24 protein-coding genes are annotated in these 24,718 nt (G+C 38.9%); 7 read left to right on the forward strand and 17 right to left on the reverse strand.

The annotated features are described in order from the left end of the window. Positions 1-89: 89 nt before the first annotated feature. The 5 genes from Q4534_RS12715 to rpmB form a co-directional block, all read right to left on the reverse strand. A complete protein-coding gene (locus tag Q4534_RS12715) occupies positions 90-3,590 on the reverse strand; it encodes a family 78 glycoside hydrolase catalytic domain (protein ID WP_303613556.1) in 3,501 nt (1,166 codons plus the stop codon). A gap of 265 nt (positions 3,591-3,855) precedes the next feature. Next, positions 3,856-4,812, reverse strand: coding sequence for a signal recognition particle-docking protein FtsY (gene ftsY / locus Q4534_RS12720; protein ID WP_303613557.1), 957 nt, complete (start codon positions 4,810-4,812; stop codon positions 3,856-3,858). 89 nt (positions 4,813-4,901) lie between these two features. Beyond that, positions 4,902-5,054 carry a DUF4295 domain-containing protein gene (locus Q4534_RS12725; protein ID WP_014020703.1) on the reverse strand — a complete coding sequence of 51 codons (153 nt, stop codon included), beginning with the start codon at positions 5,052-5,054 and terminating at the stop codon, positions 4,902-4,904. 31 nt (positions 5,055-5,085) lie between these two features. After that, complete coding sequence (gene rpmG / locus Q4534_RS12730) at positions 5,086-5,268, reverse strand: 50S ribosomal protein L33 (RefSeq protein ID WP_014020702.1); 183 nt, start codon at positions 5,266-5,268, stop codon at positions 5,086-5,088. A 34-nt stretch (positions 5,269-5,302) separates the two neighbouring features. Then, a complete protein-coding gene (rpmB, locus tag Q4534_RS12735; RefSeq protein WP_014020701.1) occupies positions 5,303-5,545 on the reverse strand; it encodes a 50S ribosomal protein L28 in 243 nt (80 codons plus the stop codon). A gap of 221 nt (positions 5,546-5,766) precedes the next feature. Here rpmB and rocD point away from each other — a divergent pair, with 221 nt between their 5' ends. The 5 genes from rocD (at position 5,767) to Q4534_RS12760 (ending at position 11,830) form a co-directional block, all read left to right on the forward strand. Beyond that, positions 5,767-7,050 carry an ornithine--oxo-acid transaminase gene (gene rocD, locus Q4534_RS12740; protein WP_303613558.1) on the forward strand — a complete coding sequence of 428 codons (1,284 nt, stop codon included), beginning with the start codon at positions 5,767-5,769 and terminating at the stop codon, positions 7,048-7,050. A gap of 2 nt (positions 7,051-7,052) precedes the next feature. Continuing rightward, the gene (locus Q4534_RS12745; protein WP_303613559.1) at positions 7,053-7,709 is read left to right on the forward strand and encodes an HAD family phosphatase; all 657 of its coding nucleotides are present in this window, start codon (positions 7,053-7,055) and stop codon (positions 7,707-7,709) included. A gap of 68 nt (positions 7,710-7,777) precedes the next feature. Continuing rightward, the gene (gene hemB, locus Q4534_RS12750; protein ID WP_303613560.1) at positions 7,778-8,746 is read left to right on the forward strand and encodes a porphobilinogen synthase; all 969 of its coding nucleotides are present in this window, start codon (positions 7,778-7,780) and stop codon (positions 8,744-8,746) included. A 497-nt stretch (positions 8,747-9,243) separates the two neighbouring features. Then, a complete protein-coding gene (locus Q4534_RS12755; protein WP_407933573.1) occupies positions 9,244-10,542 on the forward strand; it encodes an ammonium transporter in 1,299 nt (432 codons plus the stop codon). 118 nt (positions 10,543-10,660) lie between these two features. Continuing rightward, positions 10,661-11,830 (forward strand): porin, encoded by a 1,170-nt coding sequence (locus Q4534_RS12760; protein WP_303613562.1) that lies wholly within the window; start codon positions 10,661-10,663, stop codon positions 11,828-11,830. A gap of 91 nt (positions 11,831-11,921) precedes the next feature. On the opposite strand, the gene Q4534_RS12765 is transcribed toward Q4534_RS12760, so the two are convergent. The 3 genes from Q4534_RS12765 to dnaK all read right to left on the reverse strand — a co-directional run bounded on the left by Q4534_RS12765 (position 11,922) and on the right by dnaK (position 17,450). Further along, positions 11,922-14,525, reverse strand: a complete 2,604-nt coding sequence (locus Q4534_RS12765) for a PAS domain S-box protein (protein ID WP_303613563.1) — start codon at positions 14,523-14,525, stop codon at positions 11,922-11,924. Between the two features lie 366 nt (positions 14,526-14,891). After that, entirely contained in the window at positions 14,892-15,266 is a 375-nt protein-coding gene (locus Q4534_RS12770) for a co-chaperone GroES family protein (protein WP_014020692.1), read from the reverse strand. Positions 15,267-15,527: 261 nt separating this feature from the next. Continuing rightward, complete coding sequence (gene dnaK / locus Q4534_RS12775) at positions 15,528-17,450, reverse strand: molecular chaperone DnaK (protein WP_303613564.1); 1,923 nt, start codon at positions 17,448-17,450, stop codon at positions 15,528-15,530. A 195-nt stretch (positions 17,451-17,645) separates the two neighbouring features. On the opposite strand from dnaK, the gene Q4534_RS12780 reads away from it, so the two are divergent. Continuing rightward, positions 17,646-18,440, forward strand: a complete 795-nt coding sequence (locus Q4534_RS12780; protein ID WP_303613565.1) for an MOSC domain-containing protein — start codon at positions 17,646-17,648, stop codon at positions 18,438-18,440. Positions 18,441-18,473: 33 nt separating this feature from the next. Here the strand turns inward: Q4534_RS12780 and Q4534_RS12785 are convergent, their stop codons facing one another. The 6 genes from Q4534_RS12785 to Q4534_RS12810 form a co-directional block, all read right to left on the reverse strand. Continuing rightward, positions 18,474-18,800 carry a nucleotide pyrophosphohydrolase gene (locus Q4534_RS12785; RefSeq protein ID WP_303613566.1) on the reverse strand — a complete coding sequence of 109 codons (327 nt, stop codon included), beginning with the start codon at positions 18,798-18,800 and terminating at the stop codon, positions 18,474-18,476. Positions 18,801-18,806: 6 nt separating this feature from the next. Further along, complete coding sequence (locus tag Q4534_RS12790; RefSeq protein ID WP_303613567.1) at positions 18,807-20,312, reverse strand: ATP-binding cassette domain-containing protein; 1,506 nt, start codon at positions 20,310-20,312, stop codon at positions 18,807-18,809. 87 nt (positions 20,313-20,399) lie between these two features. Then, a complete protein-coding gene (dtd, locus tag Q4534_RS12795) occupies positions 20,400-20,852 on the reverse strand; it encodes a D-aminoacyl-tRNA deacylase (RefSeq protein WP_303613568.1) in 453 nt (150 codons plus the stop codon). Next, positions 20,849-21,571, reverse strand: coding sequence for an oxidoreductase (locus Q4534_RS12800; protein WP_303613569.1), 723 nt, complete (start codon positions 21,569-21,571; stop codon positions 20,849-20,851). The genes dtd and Q4534_RS12800 overlap by 4 nt, the downstream gene beginning before the upstream one ends. Further along, complete coding sequence (locus Q4534_RS12805) at positions 21,568-21,984, reverse strand: YkvA family protein (protein WP_303613570.1); 417 nt, start codon at positions 21,982-21,984, stop codon at positions 21,568-21,570. The genes Q4534_RS12800 and Q4534_RS12805 overlap by 4 nt, the downstream gene beginning before the upstream one ends. Positions 21,985-22,011: 27 nt before the next feature. Continuing rightward, positions 22,012-22,533, reverse strand: coding sequence for a hypothetical protein (locus Q4534_RS12810; protein WP_303613571.1), 522 nt, complete (start codon positions 22,531-22,533; stop codon positions 22,012-22,014). A gap of 112 nt (positions 22,534-22,645) precedes the next feature. Between Q4534_RS12810 and Q4534_RS12815 the strand changes: the two genes are divergently transcribed. Next, on the forward strand, positions 22,646-22,963 hold the full coding sequence (locus Q4534_RS12815; protein WP_303613572.1) for an iron-sulfur cluster assembly accessory protein: 318 nt from the start codon (positions 22,646-22,648) through the stop codon (positions 22,961-22,963). A gap of 38 nt (positions 22,964-23,001) precedes the next feature. On the opposite strand, the gene Q4534_RS12820 is transcribed toward Q4534_RS12815, so the two are convergent. Genes Q4534_RS12820 through Q4534_RS12830 form a run of 3 tightly spaced genes read right to left on the reverse strand, consistent with a single transcriptional unit; the run spans position 23,002 to position 24,684 of the window. Beyond that, positions 23,002-23,463, reverse strand: coding sequence for a DUF4268 domain-containing protein (locus Q4534_RS12820; protein ID WP_303613573.1), 462 nt, complete (start codon positions 23,461-23,463; stop codon positions 23,002-23,004). 13 nt (positions 23,464-23,476) lie between these two features. Beyond that, a complete protein-coding gene (gene folB, locus Q4534_RS12825) occupies positions 23,477-23,842 on the reverse strand; it encodes a dihydroneopterin aldolase (RefSeq protein ID WP_303613574.1) in 366 nt (121 codons plus the stop codon). Next, positions 23,842-24,684, reverse strand: a complete 843-nt coding sequence (locus Q4534_RS12830) for a DivIVA domain-containing protein (RefSeq protein ID WP_303613575.1) — start codon at positions 24,682-24,684, stop codon at positions 23,842-23,844. Before Q4534_RS12830 ends, folB begins: the two co-directional genes overlap by 1 nt. Between the last annotated feature and the right edge of the window lie 34 nt (positions 24,685-24,718).

Below are 24,718 nucleotides of genomic sequence, written 5' to 3' on the forward strand. Positions count from 1 at the left end.
TATTACATACTCCGGATTAAAATCTCGAAAAGGCATACTTTGAAAGCAATCTGCCTATTTTTACAAAACCATGATTTACAAGATACTTATTAAAATGAATTGACCTGTAGCAAAATTTCATTTTTTCCCGGGGAAAGCCTTATAGAGCCAAAACTTGTATTTACCTTTTCCCCATTGAGGGAAATGGCATCACCTGTATTGTACTCCAGTAGCAATTCCGCTGAAACATTAGGTGGCAATTCAAAAATATAGCGTTGCAACCGATTGTTAACTTTTTTGTAGGAAGCATTCACCTTTCCAGTTAGAAATGGAACGGTTATTTCTGTCGCTGTCAAACTACCCAACTGGGGCTTGATTTCCAACAAGCCCGCTCCGGGTGTTTTAGGTACAATTCCCCACATTTTGCGGGCAATAATATTGCCGGGAACAGCTCCCCAGGCATGGTTCCAATCTGCATTAGGCTTGTACTTCATGTCCCATGCTTCCAAGGTGACCGTAGACCCTATGGCAATCATGTTCCACCAACTACGGTCATGTGTAGCAGTCATCAGCTCCAATGCATAATCTGCTTCTCCTGCGTTATATAAGCCATCCATCAGGTATTGAGAGCCATAAACACTACAAGCCATCCCTCTGGATTTAATAAAATCGACGACTGAAGCTACCTTTTCTTCCGGCACCATATTAAAAGCCAAAGGCATCATATTGGCATGAAGAGAGGAATGCCCCGCACCTTCACCATCAAGATAAACACCTTTTTCAGGATCCATCAACTTTTCATTAACCGCCTTTTTCACTTTAACTGCCATCAATTCATATTCTCTGGCCTCATCATTCCTATTCAAAAGGCGTGCAAATTCACCCATAATCTCCAAATTACGGAAGTATAAGGCATTGATCACCGTATTAATAGGGGTAAACACAAAACCATCCCGCTCTCCTTCCGGAGTGGCCAGTTTCCAACCGGTATCTTTTTGAGCCGGTGGCCAATCAACAATATCCTTCAATTTGACTTTGGGGTCTTTGAACCCCAATTTTTTCATGAACTCGGGACTGCCCTTTTCAGAGCTTATCAACCCATCCTCACGGGCCAATTCCATCAGCGTTTTGTGCTTTAGTTCATCATAATATTTTTCTACAAGTTCTAGATTCCCGGTATACATATAGTCCTCATAAAACATCAAGGCCACATGCAGCTGCCATTCAGTGGGCCAAGTAGGGTTTTCCATAAAATACTCGATGGTCTTTCTCGCAATCGGGTATTCCCAATCAACCGCATAGTGGCTCAGTTGGTTAATGTAGGCATCGGCCTCATAGGGGATCCTTTCTCTATCACCATCTACATAAATTCCCGCAAAGGAAGTAGCTTTCATTGAATATTTGCAGAGATCCCATACTTGATTTAAAATGGTATCTGAACTTGAAAATCTACTTTGACCCTCATCAAAGAAACTGAAATAAGCTTGCTGAGTAAGTTTCTCAGGTTTGTTTTCTGCCTCGATTTCTGCGTACCTGAAAGGTAGCAGCACGGGGAAACTATCCGGAAGTGCTACAGCAGCAGAACCTGTATTTCGCTTATCTTTTGGCAAATCCAATGTGTATTTTAATTTACCCGGACTAACCTCAACGGCTACTTCCTCAAATCGAATATTACCTTGGGGATCAGAATTAAGCCTTCCCTCTTTTAATTGCTCACCTATCCTTACTGTGATTGTTTCATTCTTTGAAGTTTTATATTCAAAGGACATATTGGCAAAGGCTGCTTTACCAAAATCTACAAGCCAGGTTTGCTTTTCTACTTCCTCAATAGAAGAAGGGGAGATTTCTTCTACTTCAAAAATATTACCTGTAGTGATATAATGCTCTGCTGTGCCAATAGTAAAGCTTTGACTTTCTGAATATCGACCGGTTCTGTTGTCTTCATCCCAAATCCTGACCTTCCAGTAATAGGTTTTACCTTCATTTAACTCAGGGCCCATGTATTGAATATTGCTCACATTGCCATCCACCACTTTTCCGCTATTCCATACATCTCCAATATTCTTTTTGCTCTTTTCAGCAGTGCTACTAACCAATAATTGATAGGCAGATTGAAAATTGATTCCTTCCGGGACTTGCCAACCAAATTCAGGACTTTTATCAATAATTTTCTTTTCAGAAGATCGCCTTATCATCTCTACATGGCGATTAACGGGTGCTGCGGTGCTGTTATTTGATAATCCGGTAGCCATGGCATCCAATTTTTTGTCAAATGCAGCAACCTTGGAAGCATATTTGGGATCCTTTGCTAAATTATTAATCTCCATTGGATCCTTAGTCAAGTCATACAACTCCGCAATCGACTGGTCATTGATATAGCGAAAATACTTCCATCCTTTAGTTCTCAATCCTTCACTAGGAGGGATATTCTCAAAATCCCATAAGTGTTCTACAAGCACCGTATCTCTATTTAATGGCGCCCCTTTGATTACAGGAAGTAAACTTTTCCCTTGGTAATCAGAAGGAATTTCTACACCTGCCAAATCCAAAATGGTAGAGGGAACATCTACATTAGCTGCCATCTCTTCAGAATCAACTGGTTTCTTTTGCCTAGGGTCCATTACAATTAAGGGAACCCTAATGGAATTGTCATACAACAACCATTTACCTGCCATTTGTCTTTCTCCCAAGAAATAGCCATTGTCTCCCATCAGGATAATAACTGTATTTTTATCCATCCCCTTGGCTTTCAGCTGCTGCCTGATCTTTGCGATTTCCAAGTCAATCCCGGAAATCATCCGGTAATAGCCTTTTACACTGTGCTGGTATTTTTCAGGTGTATCGTACCTCCAGGTCCATCGAAGTCGGTTAAATCCACTTTTTACAATTTCCGGTTGTGCTTCAAAATACTTATCGTCAGAAATTTTGGCTTCAGGAATAGTCACTCCTTCCAACAAGGGAGCAGTTTCATCCTGCCAAAAATATTGTTTCTCTGCGTTATCATGTGCATGTGGTGCACTGAAAGAAAGTGAGAGGCAAAAGGGTTGATCAGCATCTGCCTCTTCTATAAAGTCTAATGCTCGCTGTCCTGTATAACGAGTCAAATGTACCGTATCGGCTCCAAGGGTTTTGTAAAAATAGCCACGTCTATCCGGGAAACTTCCTTTTCTATCGTAAGATTCAAAAGAATCAAAAAGACCTTCCAAGTTGCTATAGTTGACACCAAATTTCCCGAAAAACCCGGTCTTATACCCCGCCTCTTTTAGCAATTTGGGATAAGATGTGTCCATATAGGACGATTTAATGGGTCCTGTTTGAAAAGTATAAGCATGACTACGCTCATATAGTCCTGTAAAAATCGTAGCCCTACTGGCTGCGCAGATGGGAGTGGTCACCAATGCATTTTTAAAGTAACTTCCCTCCTCGGCAAGTTTGTCCATCTCCGGAGTATGGATCAAATCATTGCCGGAATAACCAAGGGCATCATATCTTTGGTCATCAGTTAGGATAAAAATAATATTAGGCCGCTGGTCTTGCGCTTTACTTTGAATGGAATTGAAAACATTAAGGGCTAACAGCAGTAGCACCAATCTTATAGAAATGGAATACATGGGATTATAATTAATGAAATATAAATGTACTACTATTCGATCAATTGACCGTACTGCACTTACCTGCCTGAAGGCAAATTAACACCTTCCTTCCGCCAAGCATTTGCACTGAAACCTAACTCAATAAGCTAAAGTTAAGGTAAGGCTATATGAAGAATGAAAGTAAGTCCTATTCAACACTTACAGTATTAACCACCGCTTTCAATCAAAGCAGCTTTATCCAAACATGTAGCGCCATTCACAGAACAATAGCTCAACTTAAAAATTATTTTTTCTGGAATAGCGAGTCAACAAATTCCTTGCGGTTAAAAACCTGTAAATCTGTCATTTTCTCACCAACGCCTATGTATTTTACGGGGATTTTGAATTGGTCAGAAATTCCTATCACCACACCTCCTTTGGCGGTACCGTCCAGCTTGGTAATGGCCAATGCACTAATTTCAGTGGCTCTGGTGAATTCTTTGGCTTGGATAAAAGCATTTTGTCCTGTAGACCCGTCAAGAACCAATAAAATTTCATGAGGAGCATCAGGGATAAATTTCTGCATTACCCTTTTAATCTTCGTCAATTCATTCATTAGGTTTACCTTGGTATGTAGCCTTCCCGCAGTATCCACGATTACCACATCGGCGTCCATGTCCACTGCTTTTTTTACGGTATCGAAGGCTACAGATGCGGGGTCTGTATTCATACCATGCGAAATCACAGGCACGTCCACCCGCTCACCCCAAAGAATGAGTTGATCGACTGCGGCGGCCCTAAAGGTATCTGCAGCACCAAGCAGCACTGACTTTCCTGCCAGCTTGAACTGATGAGCCAATTTTCCGATTGTGGTTGTTTTGCCTACTCCATTGACACCAACCACCATAATTACATAGGGCTTTTTATCTGAAGGCAGGTCAAAGCTTCCAATATCCAAGGTATTATTTTCTTCCAAGAGGCCCGCGATTTCCTCTCTAAGCAAAACGTCAAGCTCAGCAGTACTGATGTACTTGTCTTTGGCAACCCTCTCTTCAATTCGCTGAATAATCTTAATCGTAGTATCTACTCCTACATCCGATGTAATGAGTATTTCTTCCAACTCATCTAAGATTTCATCATCCACCTTAGATTTGCCTACGATGGCCTTTCCAAGCTTAGAAAATAGATTTTCACTGGATTTTTCCAGTCCTTTATCTAAACTTTCTTTTTTCTCTTTAGAAAAAAAATCAAATATTCCCATAATTTTTTAAATCTGAGCCGAATATACGCAAAAATCCCTTTCGATTGGAATCGAAAGGGATAGTAAAAATCTTAGTAAGCCCTGAAGCCTTATTTTTTAAGCACTTCTTTAACCATCTGGCTTGGCACCATTTCCTCCTTGAAGGTATAGGCTCCGGTTTTCTCAGATCTAACGGCCTTTATCACTTTGGCATAAGTGACGCCACCTTCTTTTTTCAGTGTTGCTACTACTTTCTTAGCCATAATATTATCGTTTTACCCTTGGGGTGTGTGATTATTTAATTTCCTTATGAACGGTCACCTTTTTCAAGATAGGATTGAATTTTTTAAGTTCCAACCTCTCTGTGGTGTTTTTCCTGTTCTTCGTGGTGATGTACCGAGATGTCCCGGGCATTCCACTTGTTTTATGTTCAGTGCACTCTAAAATCACCTGAACTCTATTACCTTTCTTAGCCATTTCCTGTTAATTTAATATTGGTGTGAGGCAAGTCTTATTTAATAATAATCTCTCCTTTTTTCTGCGCTTCTTTTAACACAGCGCTGATTCCTTTTTTATTTATCGTCCTCAAAGCGGAAGACGACACCTTTAAAGTGATCCATGCGTCTTCTTCAGGGATATAAAAGCTCTTCTTATGCAGGTTAGGGTAAAATCTACGCTTCGTTTTATTATTGGCGTGTGATACGTTATTTCCTACCTGAGGCCTTTTTCCAGTAATGTCACAAATTTTTGCCATGATATATGTATCCAGTAATGATTGACTTTTTTCAATTGGGTTTGCAAATATCGGAAGATTATATTAAATAACAAAAGTGTACCCCATAATTATTTAATAAATCCCTGCACTCCAAGTTTTTGGTTTTGATTCATGATTCCAAAACCCTTTTGTTATATTTGTCAAAATACGGCAAATACGTAGCCAACACCTATTTAAAATGCATAAAAAAGAGATCCAGAATGAAGGATATCAAGACAAGTCAAGAAGCTATTCAATTAGAAAATAAATTCGGAGCACACAATTATCACCCATTACCGGTTGTATTAAGCAAAGGTGAAGGGGTTTACCTCTGGGACGTAGAGGGCAAACGGTATTATGATTTTCTCTCCGCCTACTCTGCCGTTAATCAAGGGCATTGCCACCCTAAAATAAAAGATGCCCTTATTGAACAAGCCAACAACCTAACCCTAACATCCAGGGCTTTTTTTAACGATATTTTAGGCCCTTACGAGGAATACATTACTTCCTATTTTGGTTTCGACAAGGTTCTCCCAATGAATACCGGAGCTGAAGCAGTAGAAACAGCTATTAAAATCGCTAGAAAATGGGGCTATGACAAAAAGGAAGTAGCACCTCATCAGGCAAAGATCATTGTCGCAAGTGAAAACTTTCATGGTAGAACCACAACCATTGTCTCTTTTTCTACAGATGATGATGCCCGTAATAATTTTGGACCTTACACACCGGGCTTTATACAAATCCCTTACGATGATCTTACCGCCCTTAATGCTGCACTGGTCAACAATCCTGATGTGGTTGGTTTCTTGATAGAACCCATCCAAGGAGAAGCCGGAGTAATTACTCCGGACCAGAACTATATAAGAGAGGCCAAAAAAATGTGTGAGACTCACAATGTTTTATTAATGGCGGATGAAATTCAGACGGGCATTGCAAGAACCGGCTCTTTATTAGCCGTATGTGGTGACTGTACATGCACAGGGCATTGTGAAAAGCAAGACAGCTATGTGGAGCCCGACATCCTTATTTTAGGCAAAGCGCTTTCAGGAGGCTTTTTCCCAGTCTCAGCTGTACTTGCCAACAACCCTACTATGGAGGTCATCCACCCCGGACAGCATGGTTCCACCTTTGGAGGAAACCCTTTGGGCGCAAGAGTAGCCATTGCCGCATTGGAAGTGGTAAAAGAGGAAAAATTAGCACAAAATGCCAGACGTTTAGGGATACTTTTCAGAGAAAGAATGGAGAAGCTAATCACGAAAACGGATCTGGTAACCCTAGTAAGGGGTCGAGGATTACTGAATGCAATAGTCATCAATGACCAACCGGAAAGCACTACCGCTTGGGATATTTGCGTAGGACTTAAAGAAAATGGCTTGCTGGCAAAACCTACACATGGAAATATTATCCGCTTTGCTCCTCCACTGGTGATGACTGAAGAAGAATTACATGATTGCTGTGACATCATTGAACATACTATCTTAAATTTTGAAAAACCTGCCAAATAAAAATGAAAAACCAAGCAGTAATCTTCGATATGGATGGGGTAATCTGCCACACCAACCCATTTCACTCTGAAGCTTTTAAGGTGTTTTTTGGAAAAAGAGGGCTCAACCCTACCGAAGAGGAATTCGAAAAACACATGTATGGCAAAAGCAACAAATACATTTTCAAACATTTCTTGGGGAGAGAAATAGTCGGCGAAGAATTCATTAGTCTGGAAAACGAAAAAGAAGGGCTTTTCAGAGAGATTTATGCAGACAAAATCATTACTCTACCGGAATTTCTCCCATTCTTGGAAACATTAAAAAATGACGGTTTCAGAACCGGAGTTGCCACCTCTGCCCCAAGAGCCAATCTAGACTTAATAATGGGCACCCTTAAATTTGCGCCCAAGATGGAGTCTATATTGGCCAGTGAAAATGTTAGAAACCATAAACCTGACCCTGAGGTTTACCTTACCTCAGCAAAATTACTTGATGTAAATCCCGAAAACTGTTTGGTTTTTGAGGACTCTTTTTCAGGAGTTACCGCAGCAATCAATGCCGGAATGAAGGTGGTCGGCGTGCTTTCTTCACACAAGCAAGAAGAATTGCCCCCATGTCAGTTGTACATCAACGATTACTCTGAAGTCAATCTTGATACTGTTCGGGAACTAATGAAATGAGAAATGCTTTTAAGCAGAAAACACGAATTACCATTATTATACAACAGCACTCCTAATTATATAAAGCCATGTTAAGAAGGCCAAGAAGAAATAGAAAATCCCCTGCTATACGTGCCTTGGTGGAAGAAACAAGATTATCTGTCAAAGATTTAATCCTTCCACTATTTTTAATTGACGGAATTAACCAAAAGGTACCCGTAAATTCCATGCCGGGGATTTTCAGGTATTCTCTGGATCAAATGCTAATAGAAATTGAAAGTTGCTTGAAGTTAGGTATTTCTACTTTCGATATTTTCCCTGCTTATCCGGAAGAGAAAAAGGATCGTTGGGCAAGTGAAAGCCATAAAGAGGATACCTTTTACCTTAAAGCCATCTTTACCATCAAGCAAACTTTTCCTGAGGCATGTGTCATGACTGACGTAGCCATGGACCCCTACAGTATAGACGGGCACGATGGATTGGTTGAAGACGGAAAAATACTAAATGATGAAACCCTTGAGATATTAGGGAAAATGAGCTTGGCACAAGCAAGAGCAGGGGCCGACATTATAGGTCCATCAGACATGATGGATGGACGAATCGGATACCTAAGGGGATTACTTGACAAGAATGGCTTTCAAGATGTTTCACTAATGTCATATACAGCAAAATATGCAAGTGCTTTTTATAATCCATTTCGTGATGCATTAGACTCTGCCCCAAAAGCCGGTGACAAAAAAACCTACCAAATGGATCCATCCAATAGCCAGGAAGCATTAATTGAGGGACAATTGGATTTTGAAGAAGGAGCAGATTTCCTAATGGTTAAACCCGCCCTAGCCTATTTGGACATCATTAAATTGCTTCATGATAAATTCCCCTTACCCATAGCTGCATATAATGTAAGTGGGGAATACGCCATGATCAAAGCTTCTGCTGCCAATGGCTGGTTGGATGGAGAAAGAGCAATGACAGAATCATTACTCAGCATTAAAAGGGCTGGTGCAAAAATCATACTCACCTATTTTGCCAAGGAATTCGCTCTTCTAAAACAATAGGCAATACTGTAACTTTATCAACAACCTACTGTTATTATTGCAAAACAAGTCTATTTAATTTGAAATAGATGAGTAATAGTTAATTTTTATGCAACTTTTGTAAGAAAAATGAAAATAAATTAATTATTGGAATAATACAATTTAATTCCTTTTACAAAAAATACCTCAAGCCATCACTTATTTAAAATAAGTGATGGCTTTTTTTATTTAAACTCACCTTTAACAAAAGGTGATAAGATTTTTACAATATATAAGTTTACAAAATACCGAAATTTCAGATTTATATTATTTTTTTAATTTAGGTGTAATTTTCACCCTTTTGCATATTTTAAACAGCAATAATCCTGTTTTTCGGGTTTTTTTTAACCCATTTCTTGTAAATTATACACTTATCTTGTCGATTTTAGTTGTTTTTTTGACTATTAATTACCTAAATTTGTTCAAATTACAATTGTAAGTGAAAGTTTAACCTGTAACCCTTTAATTCTAGGTTTCTTATGAAAAACATTTTACCACCTTTATTACAAGTTGATTCTAGTGGAATTGACTATGCTGATGCAATCGCTCAGAATCTCCTCACAACAAACAATGTTTGGATGATGCTAGCAACGGCTCTTGTATTCATTATGCACCTTGGTTTTGCCGGTGTAGAAGCTGGCTTTGGTCAAGCAAAAAACACAGTGAATATACTTTTTAAAAATACCGTTACTCCGATAATTGGTATTTTGTCTTATGGCTTGCTTGGTTTCTTCCTAATGTATCCTGGTTTTGACGTGCCAGGCTGGTTCGGATTTGATGGAGCAGGATGGAGCATGTTCTGGTTTAGCCCTGCAAGTGCAGATGTTAGCACTGAATATGCTGATGCAGGTTATACTTATTGGACCGATTTTCTTTTCCAAGCAATGTTTGCAGCCACAGCCGCAACAATTGTATCTGGTGCCATTGCAGAGAGAGTTAAGCTTTGGGCATACCTAGTTTTCACCGTGATCTTTGTAGGGATAGTTTACCCAATAATTGGTAGTTGGAAATGGGGCGGTGGCGCTTTAGACGCCATGGGATTCTATGATTTTGCTGGTTCAACCTTGGTTCACTCCGTAGGTGGCTGGGGAGCTTTAGCAGGTGTTATCATGGTAGGTCCAAGAATTGGAAAATATGTTAATGGCAAAACCATTGAAAAGCCTGGCTCAAGTGTTCCTTTGGCCGTGATTGGTGTTTTCCTACTATGGTTAGGTTGGTTTGGTTTTAATGGAGGATCTGTTCTTTCTGCTGACCCTGGATTAGTGTCTTTTGTACTTGTAACAACATCTCTTGCTGCTTGTGCAGGTGGACTCGGTGGCTTTTTTGCTGCTTATATTGCTTTCAAACGACTTGACCTAGGAATGGTGCTTAATGGAATCCTCGCAGGATTGGTTGGTATCACCGCAGGAGCAGATGTGATCAATCCGATATTTGCACTTTTGGTAGGCTTTATCGCTGGTATCTTGGTGGTATTGTCAGCAATCTTATTAGATAAATTGAAACTTGATGATGTAGTAGGTGCTGTATCTGTACACCTTACCTGTGGTGTTTGGGGAACCTTGGCTGTAGGTCTATTTTCTACCAACCCCGAACACTCCGTATTAACACAACTAGCAGGCATCGCAATTTGTGGTGTTGTGGCTTTCTTTTCAGCCCTTGCTATCTTCTTCATATTGAAGAAAACCATTGGTATCAGAGTCTCTGAAGAACATGAAATATCCGGACTTGATAGTCACGAGCATGGCATCAGAGGATATACCATCATTTATGATGAATAATTTAATACCTCATTATTAGGACTATAATACTTTAGGATCCTGCCAATTTTTTTAAAATTATTTCTTGGCAGGATCCTTTACAAATCTTTCCCATTTCCCAAATTTAATCAAAACCAAAATGAAAAAATTATTTACTATTTTAACAGTACTTTTTTTAATTCCTGTAACATTTATCCTTGCTCAAGAAGAACAAGAAACACCTTCAAAATTTTCACTTTCAGGATCTGTTGACGCTTATTTCAGAAGCAATCTTAACGCACCAAATAAAGGCGAAGCCGCACAAGCACCTGCAACTTCATTTGCTAACCTTCCCGGCTTTTCATTAGGCATGGCCAATGTAATTGCTACTTATGAAGGTGAAAAAGTAGGATTTGTAGCCGACTTGGTATTTGGCCCAAGAGGTGAAGATGCAGTGTTTGGCTCTCCAATGTACACCGGAGGATTGGCAGGTAGTTCTCAAATTGTAAACCAACTCTACATGTATTACAATGTAAGTGATGTAGTAACACTTACTATGGGTAACTTTAACACTTACTTGGGTTACGAGGTAATTTCACCAACCGGGAACTTCAATTATTCCACATCGTATATGTTTTCATACGGTCCATTCTCACACACCGGTCTTAAAGCAGATTTTCAGCTTTCTGACAACTGGTCATTTATGGCTGCTATAATGAACCCAACCGACATGACAGAGTTTAACTTCAATGGATCATACACCTTGGGCGGTCAACTGGCTTATGCTACTGATGCCGGAGGAACTTATTTGAACGTATTGTATGGAGATCAAGATGGCAAACTAGACATGAATACTTTATCATCTTTCGGTCCCAGTTCTATGGGAAACACTTTCCAAATAGACCTTACTGCTGGTTATGATGTTACCGAATCAATGTATTTAGGACTAAACACCACTTATAACACTACTGCTGCCGGACAAATGTATAGTGGCACTTCTATTCAAGATGCCACAGGAGATGGTTATGGTTTCTATGGTGTTGCCGGTTACCTACAATTCGCCACTTCTGATAAATTTTCTATTGGAGCAAGGGGAGAATACTTTAAAGTCTTCAATGATGGACTGGATGGTGTAGTTGGTTTAAACGGTGTTGGTGATGGTAGAGTTGTAGCAGGCACCCTGTCTGGAAACATCAAAATCACTGATAACTTTACCATTATTCCAGAAACTAGGCTAGACATAATGTCTGATGACTTCTTTATCAACAATGATTACCAAGATTCTAAAAATTTAGCTTCATTTTTGGTCGCAGGCGTATTCTCTTTCTAAGACTTTATCCTAAGATCTATTTAAAAGCCATGGTGGAAATTTCACCATGGCTTTTTTATGCCTAAAGCTTCGTATCAGAAGGAAAGGGCTCCTATTCCTTTTGCAAAAACACGCTAAATGTGGTACCTACCCCTTCCTCACTTTCAACTTCCACACTTCCACCAATACTTTCGATTTGGTTTTTAGTAATAAACAAACCTATACCTCTTGAATCTTTATGCCTGTGAAATGTCTTATACATCCCAAACAAGGCTTCCCCATTTTTTTTAAGATCAATACCCAAACCATTGTCTTCAAATCGAATCTCAACAGCATCTTTATCTGACACAGTTTGAACTTTCAAATAACTGTCTCTTTCAGGTGATTTATATTTGATACCGTTGGTAATAAAATTTAACACTATGCTTTCGATATAAGCAGAAATACCCACCACATAGGTCTCTGGTGGAACTTCATAGATTAACTCAACCCCTTCCTTCTTGGCAATTGGATAAACACTCTCCATTGTTTTGTCAATAACTTTGGTTAGGTCTACAAGTTCTTTCTCAGCAGATTCATTTAAATTAATATTAACAATATCGGTTAAATGTTCAATTGTATCCGAAAGGTTTACCCCGCCCTTTTTCAGCAAGGTCATGATTTCCATTTTAAAAAAATCAGGGTGCTCAAACTCCAGTAACTCCATTAACATATTCATTCCAGAGGAGTGAGACCTTAAATTATGGGACACTATATGGGCGAAATTTTTTAGACGCTCATTCTGTTTCTGGGTCGTTTTCAATAATTTAGAAACTTGGGTTTTAGCATCTTTAACTGCTGTAATATCAATAAGTTGAGAGATAAAGTATAAAATCGTATTTCTAGAATCCTTTACTACCGAGACTGCCAAAATTGCAGACACCTCATGACCATTTTTATGAATGTATCTTTTTTCTATTTGGTAGGTTTGTCGTTTCCCCGCAATGATTTCTTTCAAATACTCAAGGTCTAATGCTAGATCATCAGAATGTGTAACATCCTGAAAGGTCAACTCACTAAATTCTTCCTTTTCATAGCCCAGCATTTGACAAATTTTATCATTGACATTCAACCACTTACCCTCCTGAGAGACTATAGCCATACCAATGCCAGCATTTTCAAAATTTCGTTGAAATGCATTCAGAGATATATTCAATTTTTCAGCTACAAGCTTATGTTCGGTCAAATCTTCTGTAACCATAATGATACCTCCAATGGAGCCGGCTTCCTCATACCAGGGTTTCACTTCCCATTTGAGCCATTGAACTGATCCATCTTTCCTAACTAACTTATCCTCCTTACTAGACCTGATCGCCCCTTTCAAGCATTCTCTATGAATATCTTTCCAGTACTCACCTAACTCAGGAAAAATCTCATAATGATATTTACCAATAACAGATCGATTGACCAGACCATTATCTGACAGCCATTTGGAGGAAACTGCAAGGTACCTCATCTCCCTGTCAAACATGGCTATTGCTAGGGGTGCCTGAGAAATAAAAATTGCCTGCTTTTGAACTTGGGCTTTAGAATGATTGATATCCTCATGGGTTCCAAACATTAATTTAGGATCTCCATTTTCTGTCCACGCAATTACTTTACCCCTGGCATGAATCCATTTTTTAGACCCATCTTTATGCTTCATCCTAAACTCACAGTCATAAAAATCTGACTCTCCTTCAAAACAGCTTTTCAATTTTGAATTGGCCACTTTTAAATCTTCAGGGTTCATAAGATTTACCCAGGTTTGAAAATTTATTGGCTCCAATTCGCTCAAGCTATAGCCGAGGATTTCAGCCCATCGATCACTAAAAACGGTAGTGCCTGTTTGAATATCCCATTCCCAAGTCCCAAGGTTCGTACCTTGAATCGCATACTTAAATTTATTTTGCTCTTCCTCCCATTTCAACTGAGTAATTTTTCTGTTATGGATATCTTGAAAAGTACCATATACCCTAACAAGCTTTCCATCTACATACTCTGCCTGTCCTACTGACCTCACCCATTTTTCCTTTTTTGTATAGGTGACAATTATTAAATCAAGCTCGAAAGGTTCTCCTGTCTCAATCGTTTTATTAAAAGCCTTACTGATGACCTCTCTACTCCAACCTTCCTTATAAAATTCTATGGCTTTATCCATGGTAGGCTCAAAGTCTTCAGGGACTTCATGAATCAATCGGGTAACCTCACTCCATTCCGGCTTGTTCTTTTCAAAATTTATACTCCAATAACCTATACCCGAATTAAGATTACACTGATGGTGAAAGTTTTCTCTATCAAGCCTTTCTGTCAAATCCTCAACAAAGAAAATCAACCTAATTTGACTTTCGTTTCCTGATTCTTTTGTAGGAAAGCCATTTAATTTTAAAGTCAACAATCTACCTTGAGCCGTTTGAATTACTATCTTTCGACTTAGCAATTCCCCGGGTTTGGACTGAATTCCACTATTCAGAAAATCTATAAAAATAAACTTTTCATTATCTCTAATCAAATCAAATAGATCCGGGATAGGCTTATCTACGTTTGAAAACCCGAGGGTATTCATCATGGATTCATCACCATCGCAATACCACCGTTCCTTTTTTTCAAAAACAAGCATTCCTTCATTAAAATGAGCTCGCAAAAAATTAAACAACTCAGTACTCTTAATACTACCTAAAGAAGATGATGTGATCATTTCCTATTTTTAAATTAAAAAAAACTAACTTTTGAGACCAGTATAAACAATAACCTTGAAAACTTTCTGGCGATCAAGACACAAACACGATAAAATTGTCTCCCCTTGACAACCACCTAATTAAACTACAATTAATTTAGTTCAAAACACAATATGTGAAATTATTTATATGCAAAATGTAAAGTAAAAGACAAAATACATAAAAACAAACCATGATTACAACGATGCAACCTGAAAATATTTTCCTTTTAACGACTCTTTACAAGACAAAACCCTACATTGCCCACAATTGTTAAAAAAATGGCAAAAAAAAAGTGAACTAACTTAATGTAAGTTCACTTTTTAATAAATTAGAATAAACTGAAATTAAAGCTCTTCTTCTCGCTCTAGCATCAATATAGCGCTTTGAGGAACGATATAGTACTTTTCTCCTTCATACATCACTTCATAAGCTCCATTCAATAAAAAGACGGCTAAATCACCCTCTTTGGCCTGTAGGGGAATATATTTCACTTCTTCACTTGGATCTTTCCAAGGCTCATCGTTTTCTACAGGCAATGGAATCGGATACCCAGGCCCGGCTTTAATGATATAGCCTTGCTGAACTTTCTCTTTTTCCTGTACACCTGGAGGAAGGTAAAGTCCACTTGAAGTTTTTTGATTGGGCTTCTTCAATTTAATAAGTAGCCGATCACCAACTATAATTAAATTCTTAAGTTTATTTTCAGATGTTAACTGCATACCGTTTTAAATTAAAATGGGAGTAACCCCTTGCTAAGTACTAAACTTTCATTAAGCAGGTACACGAAGGCATATGACTCCGCATTATTTAAACCGACCTTTTGATTAGGTATCTAAGTCAGCTGTTCAGAAATCAACACCTTGATCATCCTGCCCTATCCAGTTTTCATGGAATTGAATCATCCCCCCTTTAAAAATAATGGCATCCCCGACACTCAGGGACACCATTATATGAAATTTAAAATAAAGAAATGGAATATTTTATTTCTTGTCTTCTTCGTTTACTTCTTCATAATCCACATCTGAAACGCCATCTCCGGCATCATCCGCAGCAGCAGCATCAGGTCCCGGCTGACCGGCAGCACCTTCAGCACCTTGCGTTTGACTGTACATCTCCTGAGAAGCAGCACTCCAAGCAGTATTCAGGGCTTCCATTCCAGAATCAATGGCAGCTAAATCCTGACTTTGGTGAGCAGCTTTCAGCTGTTCCAATGCTCCGTTAACAGCTGTTTTGTTTCCTTCAGATAATTTATCCCCAAATTCTTTGAGTTGTTTCTCTGTCTGAAAAATTAAGCTGTCCGCCTGATTGATTTTATCGATTTTTTCTTTCTCTTCTTTATCTGTAGCAGCATTTGCTTCAGCTTCCTTCTTCATTCTATCGATTTCTTCTTCAGTCAAACCGGAAGAAGCTTCAATTTTAATCTTTTGCTCTTTACCGGTACCTTTGTCTTTGGCAGACACATTAAGAATACCATTAGCATCAATATCAAAAGTAACCTCAATTTGAGGTACACCTCTAGGAGATGGTGGGATATCTGACAACTGGAACCTACCAATTGTTCTGTTATCTTTAGCCATGGATCTTTCTCCTTGAAGCACGTGGATATCTACCGCAGGCTGATTATCTGCTGCTGTAGAAAACACCTCAGACTTCTTCGTAGGGATAGTGGAGTTAGACTCAATTAACTTGGTGAACACTCCTCCCATTGTTTCAATACCTAAAGACAGAGGTGTTACGTCAAGTAATAATACATCTTTAACCTCTCCTGTAAGTACCCCACCTTGGATAGCAGCACCTATGGCTACAACCTCATCAGGGTTTACACCTTTAGAAGGTTTTTTGCCAAAGAACTTTTCTACCTCTTCTTGAATTTTAGGAATTCGAGTTGATCCACCCACAAGGATTACTTCATCTATATCAGAAGGAGATAAAGAAGCATCTGCCATTGCTTTACGCACAGGCTCCATAGATCTTTTCACAAGGCTGTCAGAAAGTTGCTCAAACTTCGCTCTAGAAAGACTTCTAACCAAGTGCTTAGGCCCTGTCTGAGTGGCAGTAATATAGGGCAGGTTAATTTCTGTAGCAGAAGAACTAGAAAGTTCTATTTTAGCCTTTTCAGCAGCTTCTTTTAATCTTTGAAGCGCCATTGGGTCATTTTTAAGATCAATGTCTTCTTCGGCTTTAAACTCTTCTGCAAGCCAGTTGATGATTACTTGATCAAAGTCATCTCCTCCAAGGTGAACATCACCGTTAGTAGATTTAACTTCAAATACACCATCGCCTAGTTCTAAAACAGAAATATCAAAAGTACCTCCACCAAGATCGAATACAGCAATTTTCATGTCTGCATTTTTCTTATCTAGACCATAAGCAAGTGCTGCTGCGGTTGGCTCGTTGATGATACGTTTTACATCAAGTCCGGCAATTTGACCTGCCTCCTTGGTTGCTTGTCTTTCAGAGTCATTAAAGTAAGCAGGCACAGTAATAACTGCTTCTGAAACCTCCTGACCCAAGAAATCTTCAGCAGTTGATTTCATTTTTTGTAAAATCATAGCTGATAGCTCCTGAGCAGTGTATGACCTGTCGCCAATTTTAACTGCTACAGTGTCATTTGGTCCTTTTTCTACTTTATAAGAAGCATGTTTTTTATCTTCTGAAATTTCGGAAAATTTCTTTCCCATAAACCTCTTAACAGAAGAAATTGTATTTGCAGGATTGGTAATCGCTTGACGTTTAGCCGGATCCCCAACCTTTCTCTCTCCATTTCCATTATCCAAAAATGCCACTATTGAAGGTGTGGTCCTTCTTCCTTCACTGTTCTGAATGACAACAGGCTCATTCCCTTCCATTACAGCGACACATGAGTTGGTGGTACCCAAATCAATACCGATAATTTTTCCCATAATTATATATATTTTGTCGTTTTCGTTTTAAACACAAAACTATTCTAACAACCAATGTGCCAAGTGAAATATTCAAAAAATTAATGCCACATTGTCATAAATCGTGACAGGTTATCTATAAAAATGTCAATATTTCTCATCGTTTTACCGCAAAAGAAGCCGATATTTACAAAATAGGTCAATCGATTATTTAGAATGAAAGTCTCTCAAATCAATATCTTCCCCATCAAATCACTAGGAGGAATAAATTTAACTGATGGAATTGTAGAAACGTCAGGTTTTCAATATGACAGAAATTGGATGCTGGTGGATGAAAATGGAAAATTCCTTACCCAGAGAACCAAGCCGGAAATGGCTTTGTTCCAGAATGAAATTCGAGAAAACAACCTGTATGTTTACCATCAATCTAATCCGAATAACGGAATAGAAATCCCTTTCAATCAAAGCTCTGGCAAAATCATTAAAAGCCAAGTATGGGATGACCCTGTGGAGGCTTTACATGTATCCTCAGCCGCCGACACCTGGTTTTCAACGCAACTAAAAATAAGTTGCCAGCTTTTAAAAATGGATCTGGATAACAAAAGGTATATTGAAAATAAGTACAAGGTAAACAATGAATACGTCAGCTTTGCAGACAGTATGCCTTTCCTTATTATCGGCCAGGCCTCTTTAGAGGATTTGAATGAACGCCTTGACAGCCCGGTACCGATGAGTAGGTTTCGGCCCAATATTGTATTTACAGGAGCAGCGCCCTTTCAAGAAGACACCTGGGATAAAATTCAAATTGGTGAAGTCATTTTTCAAGTTACCAAGCCTTGTGCCAGATGTGTCATGACAACAATCGATCAGGACACCGCTGCCAAAGGCAAAGAACCATTAAGGACTTTGGCCAAATATAGAAATGTCGATGGGAAAATCCTTTTTGGACAAAACCTTATCGCTTTAAACCTAGGAAATATCTCTGTAGGTGATGAAGTTAGAGTGCTATAAATCGGTTTAAAAGAGCGAATTTCTTGACCTTTATTATTTTAGCTTTTCATTATTTTTATGCCTGTCCTTGTCCCGAATATTCTTTTTCTCAAAATTTTTCTCAAAAGCTTGGGTAAGGTCCACACCGGTCTGGTTGGCTAGACAAAGCAAGACCCATAATACATCGGCCATTTCATCTCCCAAATCCACCTCTTTATCGCTTTCCTTAAATGATTGTTCGCCATATTTTCGGGAAATCACCCTTGCAACTTCACCAACCTCCTCGGTCAAAATGGCCATATTTGTCAATTCACTGAAATACCGAACCCCCGTTGTATTTATCCAGTCATCTACTTTTTGCTGTGCCTCTTCTATGGTCATAATCTTTTATTGTATCACTTTACCTAATACTAACTCAATTGTTTTATCAATATTTTTCGGGACGTCTTCCTTGTAATGACTAATAAACAACATGGTCAAGTCTGATTCATCACAAAAATATTCTATGGTAGCTTTGAACCTATTTCTTTGTTCTTCATCCATTCCCTGAGAAGCTTCATCTAACACTAGTAATGTCGGCGACTTGATCATCGCCCTTGCCAATAGACAGAAACGTTGCTCTTCTAGGCTTATTTGCGTTAACCTCAGGTCACTTAAATGGGATAGCTGAAATGCCTCCATCCACCGATCTACCAATGCATCCTGTTCTTCATTAAGTTTTCTAAACAAACCCATGGTATCAAATAAACCGGATGCCACCACTTTTTTACAAGTTTGGTTTACAGGAAAGTACCTGGCCAATTCTGCAGACACAAAGCCTATGGGACGTTTGATATCCCAAATGCTTTCACCGGTCCCTCTTTTTTTATCAAAAAGCACAATATCATTGGCATAGGCCTGGGGGTTTTCTCCTAACACCAAACTGATAAGGGTTGATTTCCCTGCGCCATTATGTCCTTTTATAAGCCATTTCTCTCCTGACAAAACTTTCCAAGACACATTGTCAAGCAATTTTTTATCTCCATACTTGATGGTGACATTATTCATAGCTATGATCACTCGGGCTGCATTGGCAGAGACATTCTTCTCCAATAAACCTTCAAAAACCTCAGGTTTAAGGTTAAATGAAGCACTTGTCTCGTTTTCTAATGGAATGAGACTATCCCTGTCATCAACGATCGATAACCTTCCTCCACCAATCCAAGCTATTTTATCAACAGATATGGGGACTTCATTGGCAGATGAAGTCATGATAAGCTGAATCCCGGATTCTTGAATGGCCTTGAGTATACCCTCAAAACTCTCTCTGGTTTGCACATCTAAACCTACCAAGGGCATGTCAATTAACAAAAGTTTTGGGTTTTTCATCAATGCTTCTGCCATGGCCAACTTTCTGGTTTCACCATTGGACAGTTTGATTAATGATTTGTTTCTCAATTTTTCTAGGCCAAATAGTTGGACAACTTTAGCAATATCCCAAACTCCTTCTTTCCTATTTTCAATACCTCTCAAAAACGCATCTACAGTGGCCGTGTCTTCTGATTCAGCACTATTGAACCTTTGCTGGTAATAAAAATTTTGCTGACTGGATTTATTGCGAAAAGTGTATTTCTGAGAAACCAAGGCAATCAAATCTCTATAACTGTTAATCAAGCCAAGCTTGCGTTGCTTTTCTTGGTACTCACTAGCAAATGGCCAAGAAATGCTTCCATCCACCAAACTTGTTCTTCCTAAGATGGTCTCCAAAAACAAGGTGCGCTCTTTTCCGGACTGCCCAATAATGGCCCAAGACTCACCGTTTTGAACAGTAAAGTTTAGCCCTTTAAATACCGTCTTTCCAAACGACTGTACTGTCGCATTATTTATTTTAAAGAAAACCTCTTCGTTTTTCATAGAATAGCCTTTAAACCTGATGTGGGCACATTGGTCAGAATGGTTTTTCTTGTAGTTAAACTCCTTCCGTAAATCAGGCGCTGTGAATTAAACTTTATTTTTAGAATCTAAAATAATGGTAACCGGACCGTCATTTACTAAAGCAATCTGCATGTCTGCACCAAATTCTCCGGTAGGTACAGGTTTACGCAAAAGACCGGATATTTCTTGCACAAATTCTTCATAAAGTGGAATGGCTATTTCGGGCCTGGCGGCCTTTATATAAGAGGGTCTGTTACCTTTTTTGGTACTTGCATGAAGTGTAAATTGACTTACCACCAAAACTTCCCCTCCGGTTTCTAGCACACTTTTATTCATCACCCCTTTATCATCAGCAAATATCCTCATATTTACTATTTTTCTACCTACCCAAGAAATGTCCTCATCATTGTCTGCCGATTCAATCCCAAGAAGGACCAAGATTCCTGCTCCAATCGCAGCTTTTTCTTTTCCTGATATACTTACTGAAGCTTCTTTTACTCTTTGTAAAACTACAATCATTGTGTCATTTTATGCATTTCGGAAGAGGGGATGGTCTCATTCCCGGTGATCTTTAAATTCAAAGCTTTTTGAACCATGGCTTTAGCAACCTGATGGTCATAAATAGGCTTATATTTCTTAAATAGCCCTAAAAAAGCAACAAATTTCATTAGTACTTTGCCGATCTCTTCCCCCGGTCTGCTTTCTTTCCTCTCCCCTAATAATAGGGAAGGCTGGAAAATCCCCACATAATCAAAGTCCATTCTTTTGAGGTCATTTTCAACCTCTCCTTTGACTTTATTATAGAAAATGGATGACTGGGCATCAGCCCCTAAAGCACTGACATAAAAAAATCTTTTCGCGCTATTCTTTAAAGAAAACCTAGCAAATTCAACCACAAAATCATGATCAATCCGGTAAAAGCTTTCTTTGGAACCTGCTTTTTTGATGGTCGTGCCTAAGGCACTAAAAGCACTGATAGTAACTGAGTTTTCTGACAATCCTTTGATTAGGGACTGTTTTTCCCCTCCCATATTTTGACTTCTTAACTCATCTAGCAGATCTACTTTATCCAACTGACCAAAATCTACCTTCACCTGAACCAGCTTTTGATGTTTTAGTGCCAGCTCTCTCCTTCCAAAGGATACCACCCAATCAAAAGACTCATTTTTAAAAAGTTGATGCAATAACTGAATACCTATCAGCCCTGAGGCTCCGGACACAAATGCTATTCGGCTCATAGATCTTGGTTTTTTTCCCAATCTAAAAACTTCTCTATATCAGATTGAATGCTTTTAAAAACAGCTAATAATACCGTAATATCATCTACGTAGCCCACAAAAGGAATAAAATCCGGCACCAAGTCAGTGGGCAAGGCAAAATAAAACAGACCTAAGACTATTAGTCCCAAAGACCTGTTGGATAAACCTGCATATTTTTTGCTCAAATGAGCCTTTATCATTCTAATAAAAATCTCAATCTGAAATTTGACTTGAGCAAAGGTTGGGTTTTGAGAAAGCTCCTGCCATTTCTGGTTGACTTTTATAAGTAAAGCTTTTAATTTTTTCTCTGTACCTGCTATATGCTCTGCCCTGTTTAGGTAGATGGCTTTGACCTTGTCAAAGAGGTTTTGACCTGAAGAATAACTATCCATAAGTATTCGTAAAGTTAAATTTTTGAATCAATAGTAAACCCGTATTTCATCTTTGATTTTCCTTAAAGCAACCCCTATACTATCCTGCTCCACTTCCATTGCGAGTTGAAATATTTTCTTTGACAATTCAATACTCCTTTCCTCCCCACCCACTTGTTGGTAAGCATTGTTTATAAGGGAAATGGTTTGCTCTACTGCAGACCTTAAGGTTTCCCAAGTATCATCCGTGAAATACACTTGTTGAGATAAATTGTGATTGAATTCACTCCTGATTTCCTGAATCAAAAGGCTATGCAACTCTCCTGAATGCATCTCCGGACCATTCACCCGCCTCACCAGATTATTGGGTGAAATCCGCTCCATTAGAAGACAGAGACGTTCAGCGGCCTGAATACGCAAAGGGATAATTTGCTCTGAATTTTTGGATTTTATATCCAACCACTTTATCTCCCTTTCCTTCTTCAAAAATGATACCGTAATGATAAACATGCCATATATTGCCAGGCCGGCAGGAACAATTATTTTTAATAGTTCAAAGAGGTAATCCATTGTCAAGGGTTTTAATTAGCAATATCTAAAATAATGTCATGTTTTACTATGCACCAATTGTTTTTCTGTTTTAATTTTGGAACCAATTATCATTCTCTGCCCTTAAGTTCTCATGTTGACACCAATAAATATTACGCCAAAGGCTCTTGAAGAGATTAAAACCATAATATCCACAAAGAATATCCCTCTGGAATATGCTTTAAGAGTAGGCGTAAAAGGTGGTGGTTGTGGGGGAGTATCTTATGCATTGGGATTTGACTTAAAAAAAGACGAAGACCAAAGCTTTGACATAGAAGGTTTAACAGTCTTGATTGAAAAAAAACATGTGATGTTTTTAATGGGTATGCAGGTGGATTTCCATGAAAGCAACGAAGCCAGAGGTTTTGTATTCACCAATCCTGAACTACCCAAGAGACACGACACCGAATAAGACATCGCGCTTTGCAGGTAGAATTTCCCCTTATTAGCTTAGGTTAAGCCCTCAAAGCCGTATTTCATATTGGCCCAAAAGGCATCTATGGCTATAATTCTTGGTTTTAAGAAAGAAATGATTTTTGGCCAGTCTTCCCTTTCCATCACATTAACACCCTTTAGTTTCTTTTCTACTTTACCTAAATTTTCACCCCAATCGTTGGGACAATCTGCTTCCCATTCCCATTCTTCATTTACTTCCTGCTGAAAAATGCCTTTAAAAGTCAACAGTTGATCAAACAGTAAACTACGAATCTCACTGTCTGGATGCTGTACTTCAATGGAAATAGATGCAAAATCCCGTTCTGCTTTCATCCTAAAATACATGTGCTTCACCCCTGTTTTGTAATTTTTCCAATTAATTTTTCGTCCCTCCGCATTGGGAACAGGTTTCATATAGTGTCCAAATGTTGTCCAAAACTCTTGTCTGGTTGTACTTAATTCATGCTTGGTGTACATCAGTATGGGCAGATTATTTGTAATCTCTTGGGTAGGCTACTTCTACCACGGAAAAATTCACCACACCTCCAAGGGCTGGATTGTGCTTTTTTATAATTACTTGAACTTCCCTACTGTCAGGATAAGCTTTGAGGATGTCTTCAATCATTAAATGACCAAGGTGTTCGAGCAATTTTACCGGAACCTGCATATGGGCTTTGGCTATCTGGTAAAGTTTGAAATAATCCACTGTATAATTAAGATCATCTGAATACATGGCTTGCTGAAAATCAGTATGCACATGCAAGTCAACTGTAAATCGATTTCCTAATTTTTTTTCTTCTGAAAAAACGCCATGGAAAGCATGAAACTCTATTCCTTCAAGTGATACTTTTCCCATTATTCAAATTGATCAAAAAATGAACCGTTCTGGTCTTGTTTATCCCCTTTGTCTTCAGGCGTTTTTTTCTTGTCCGCTTCCTTATTTTCTTGTTCTTTCACCTGCTCCGGAACGGCATTGATTTCAGAAGCCTCTTGCTGCTTTTCTTCATTGGCTTCAGTGATGCTATTTTGTTCTACTGCATCTTGATTTTCCGGTTGTTCCCAAGTATAGGTATTGGCCGTAAGACTGGGCTTGGACTCTTCCTTTTCAGGTGCATCGTAGCTTTTTTCTTTTCTTTGAAGTTCCTTGACCAATCGGGTATGAATCCCGGAATCTATTTTTGTAAAACCATCTTGGGCTGCCTTTACATTTTCCAAGGTTTCTGCAGCCGTCCGTTTCAAGTTTTTAAGGAGGTAATCTCTCTGATCCAGTAGTTTCTCATAATTTTCTACCAAAACATTAACATCCTCTTTAAGGTCTTCGATAATGTTTTTAGATTGTGACTCTGCCTGATCAATCATATTTCGTGCCTTGCCTCTTGATTCGGCATGGAGGGCATCTGCATTCATTTGAGCCTCCTTAAGGATTAATTCTGCTGTTTTGTTGGCTTGCTCTATGATGCTCGCTCCGGTATCCTCAGCTGTTTTCAATGTTTTAAAAAGTGACTGCTCCACCTCCCTTAGCTTAGAGGCTTCTTTTTCTGCATGCTCATATTTAATCTCGAGCGCATTCTTCTCTTCTACAAGCTTTTCCCATTCTTGAGACAAATAACTCAAGAAGGTTGAAACTTCATCTTTATCATAGCCCCTGAAATTTTTTTCGAAGGTCTTCTGACGGATATCCAATGGTGTAATTTTCATTTTTTCGTCATTTAGCCGATCTATGGTGACCGGA

Source organism: Cyclobacterium sp. 1_MG-2023 (assembly GCF_030546805.1).
Lineage (GTDB): Bacteria > Bacteroidota > Bacteroidia > Cytophagales > Cyclobacteriaceae > Cyclobacterium.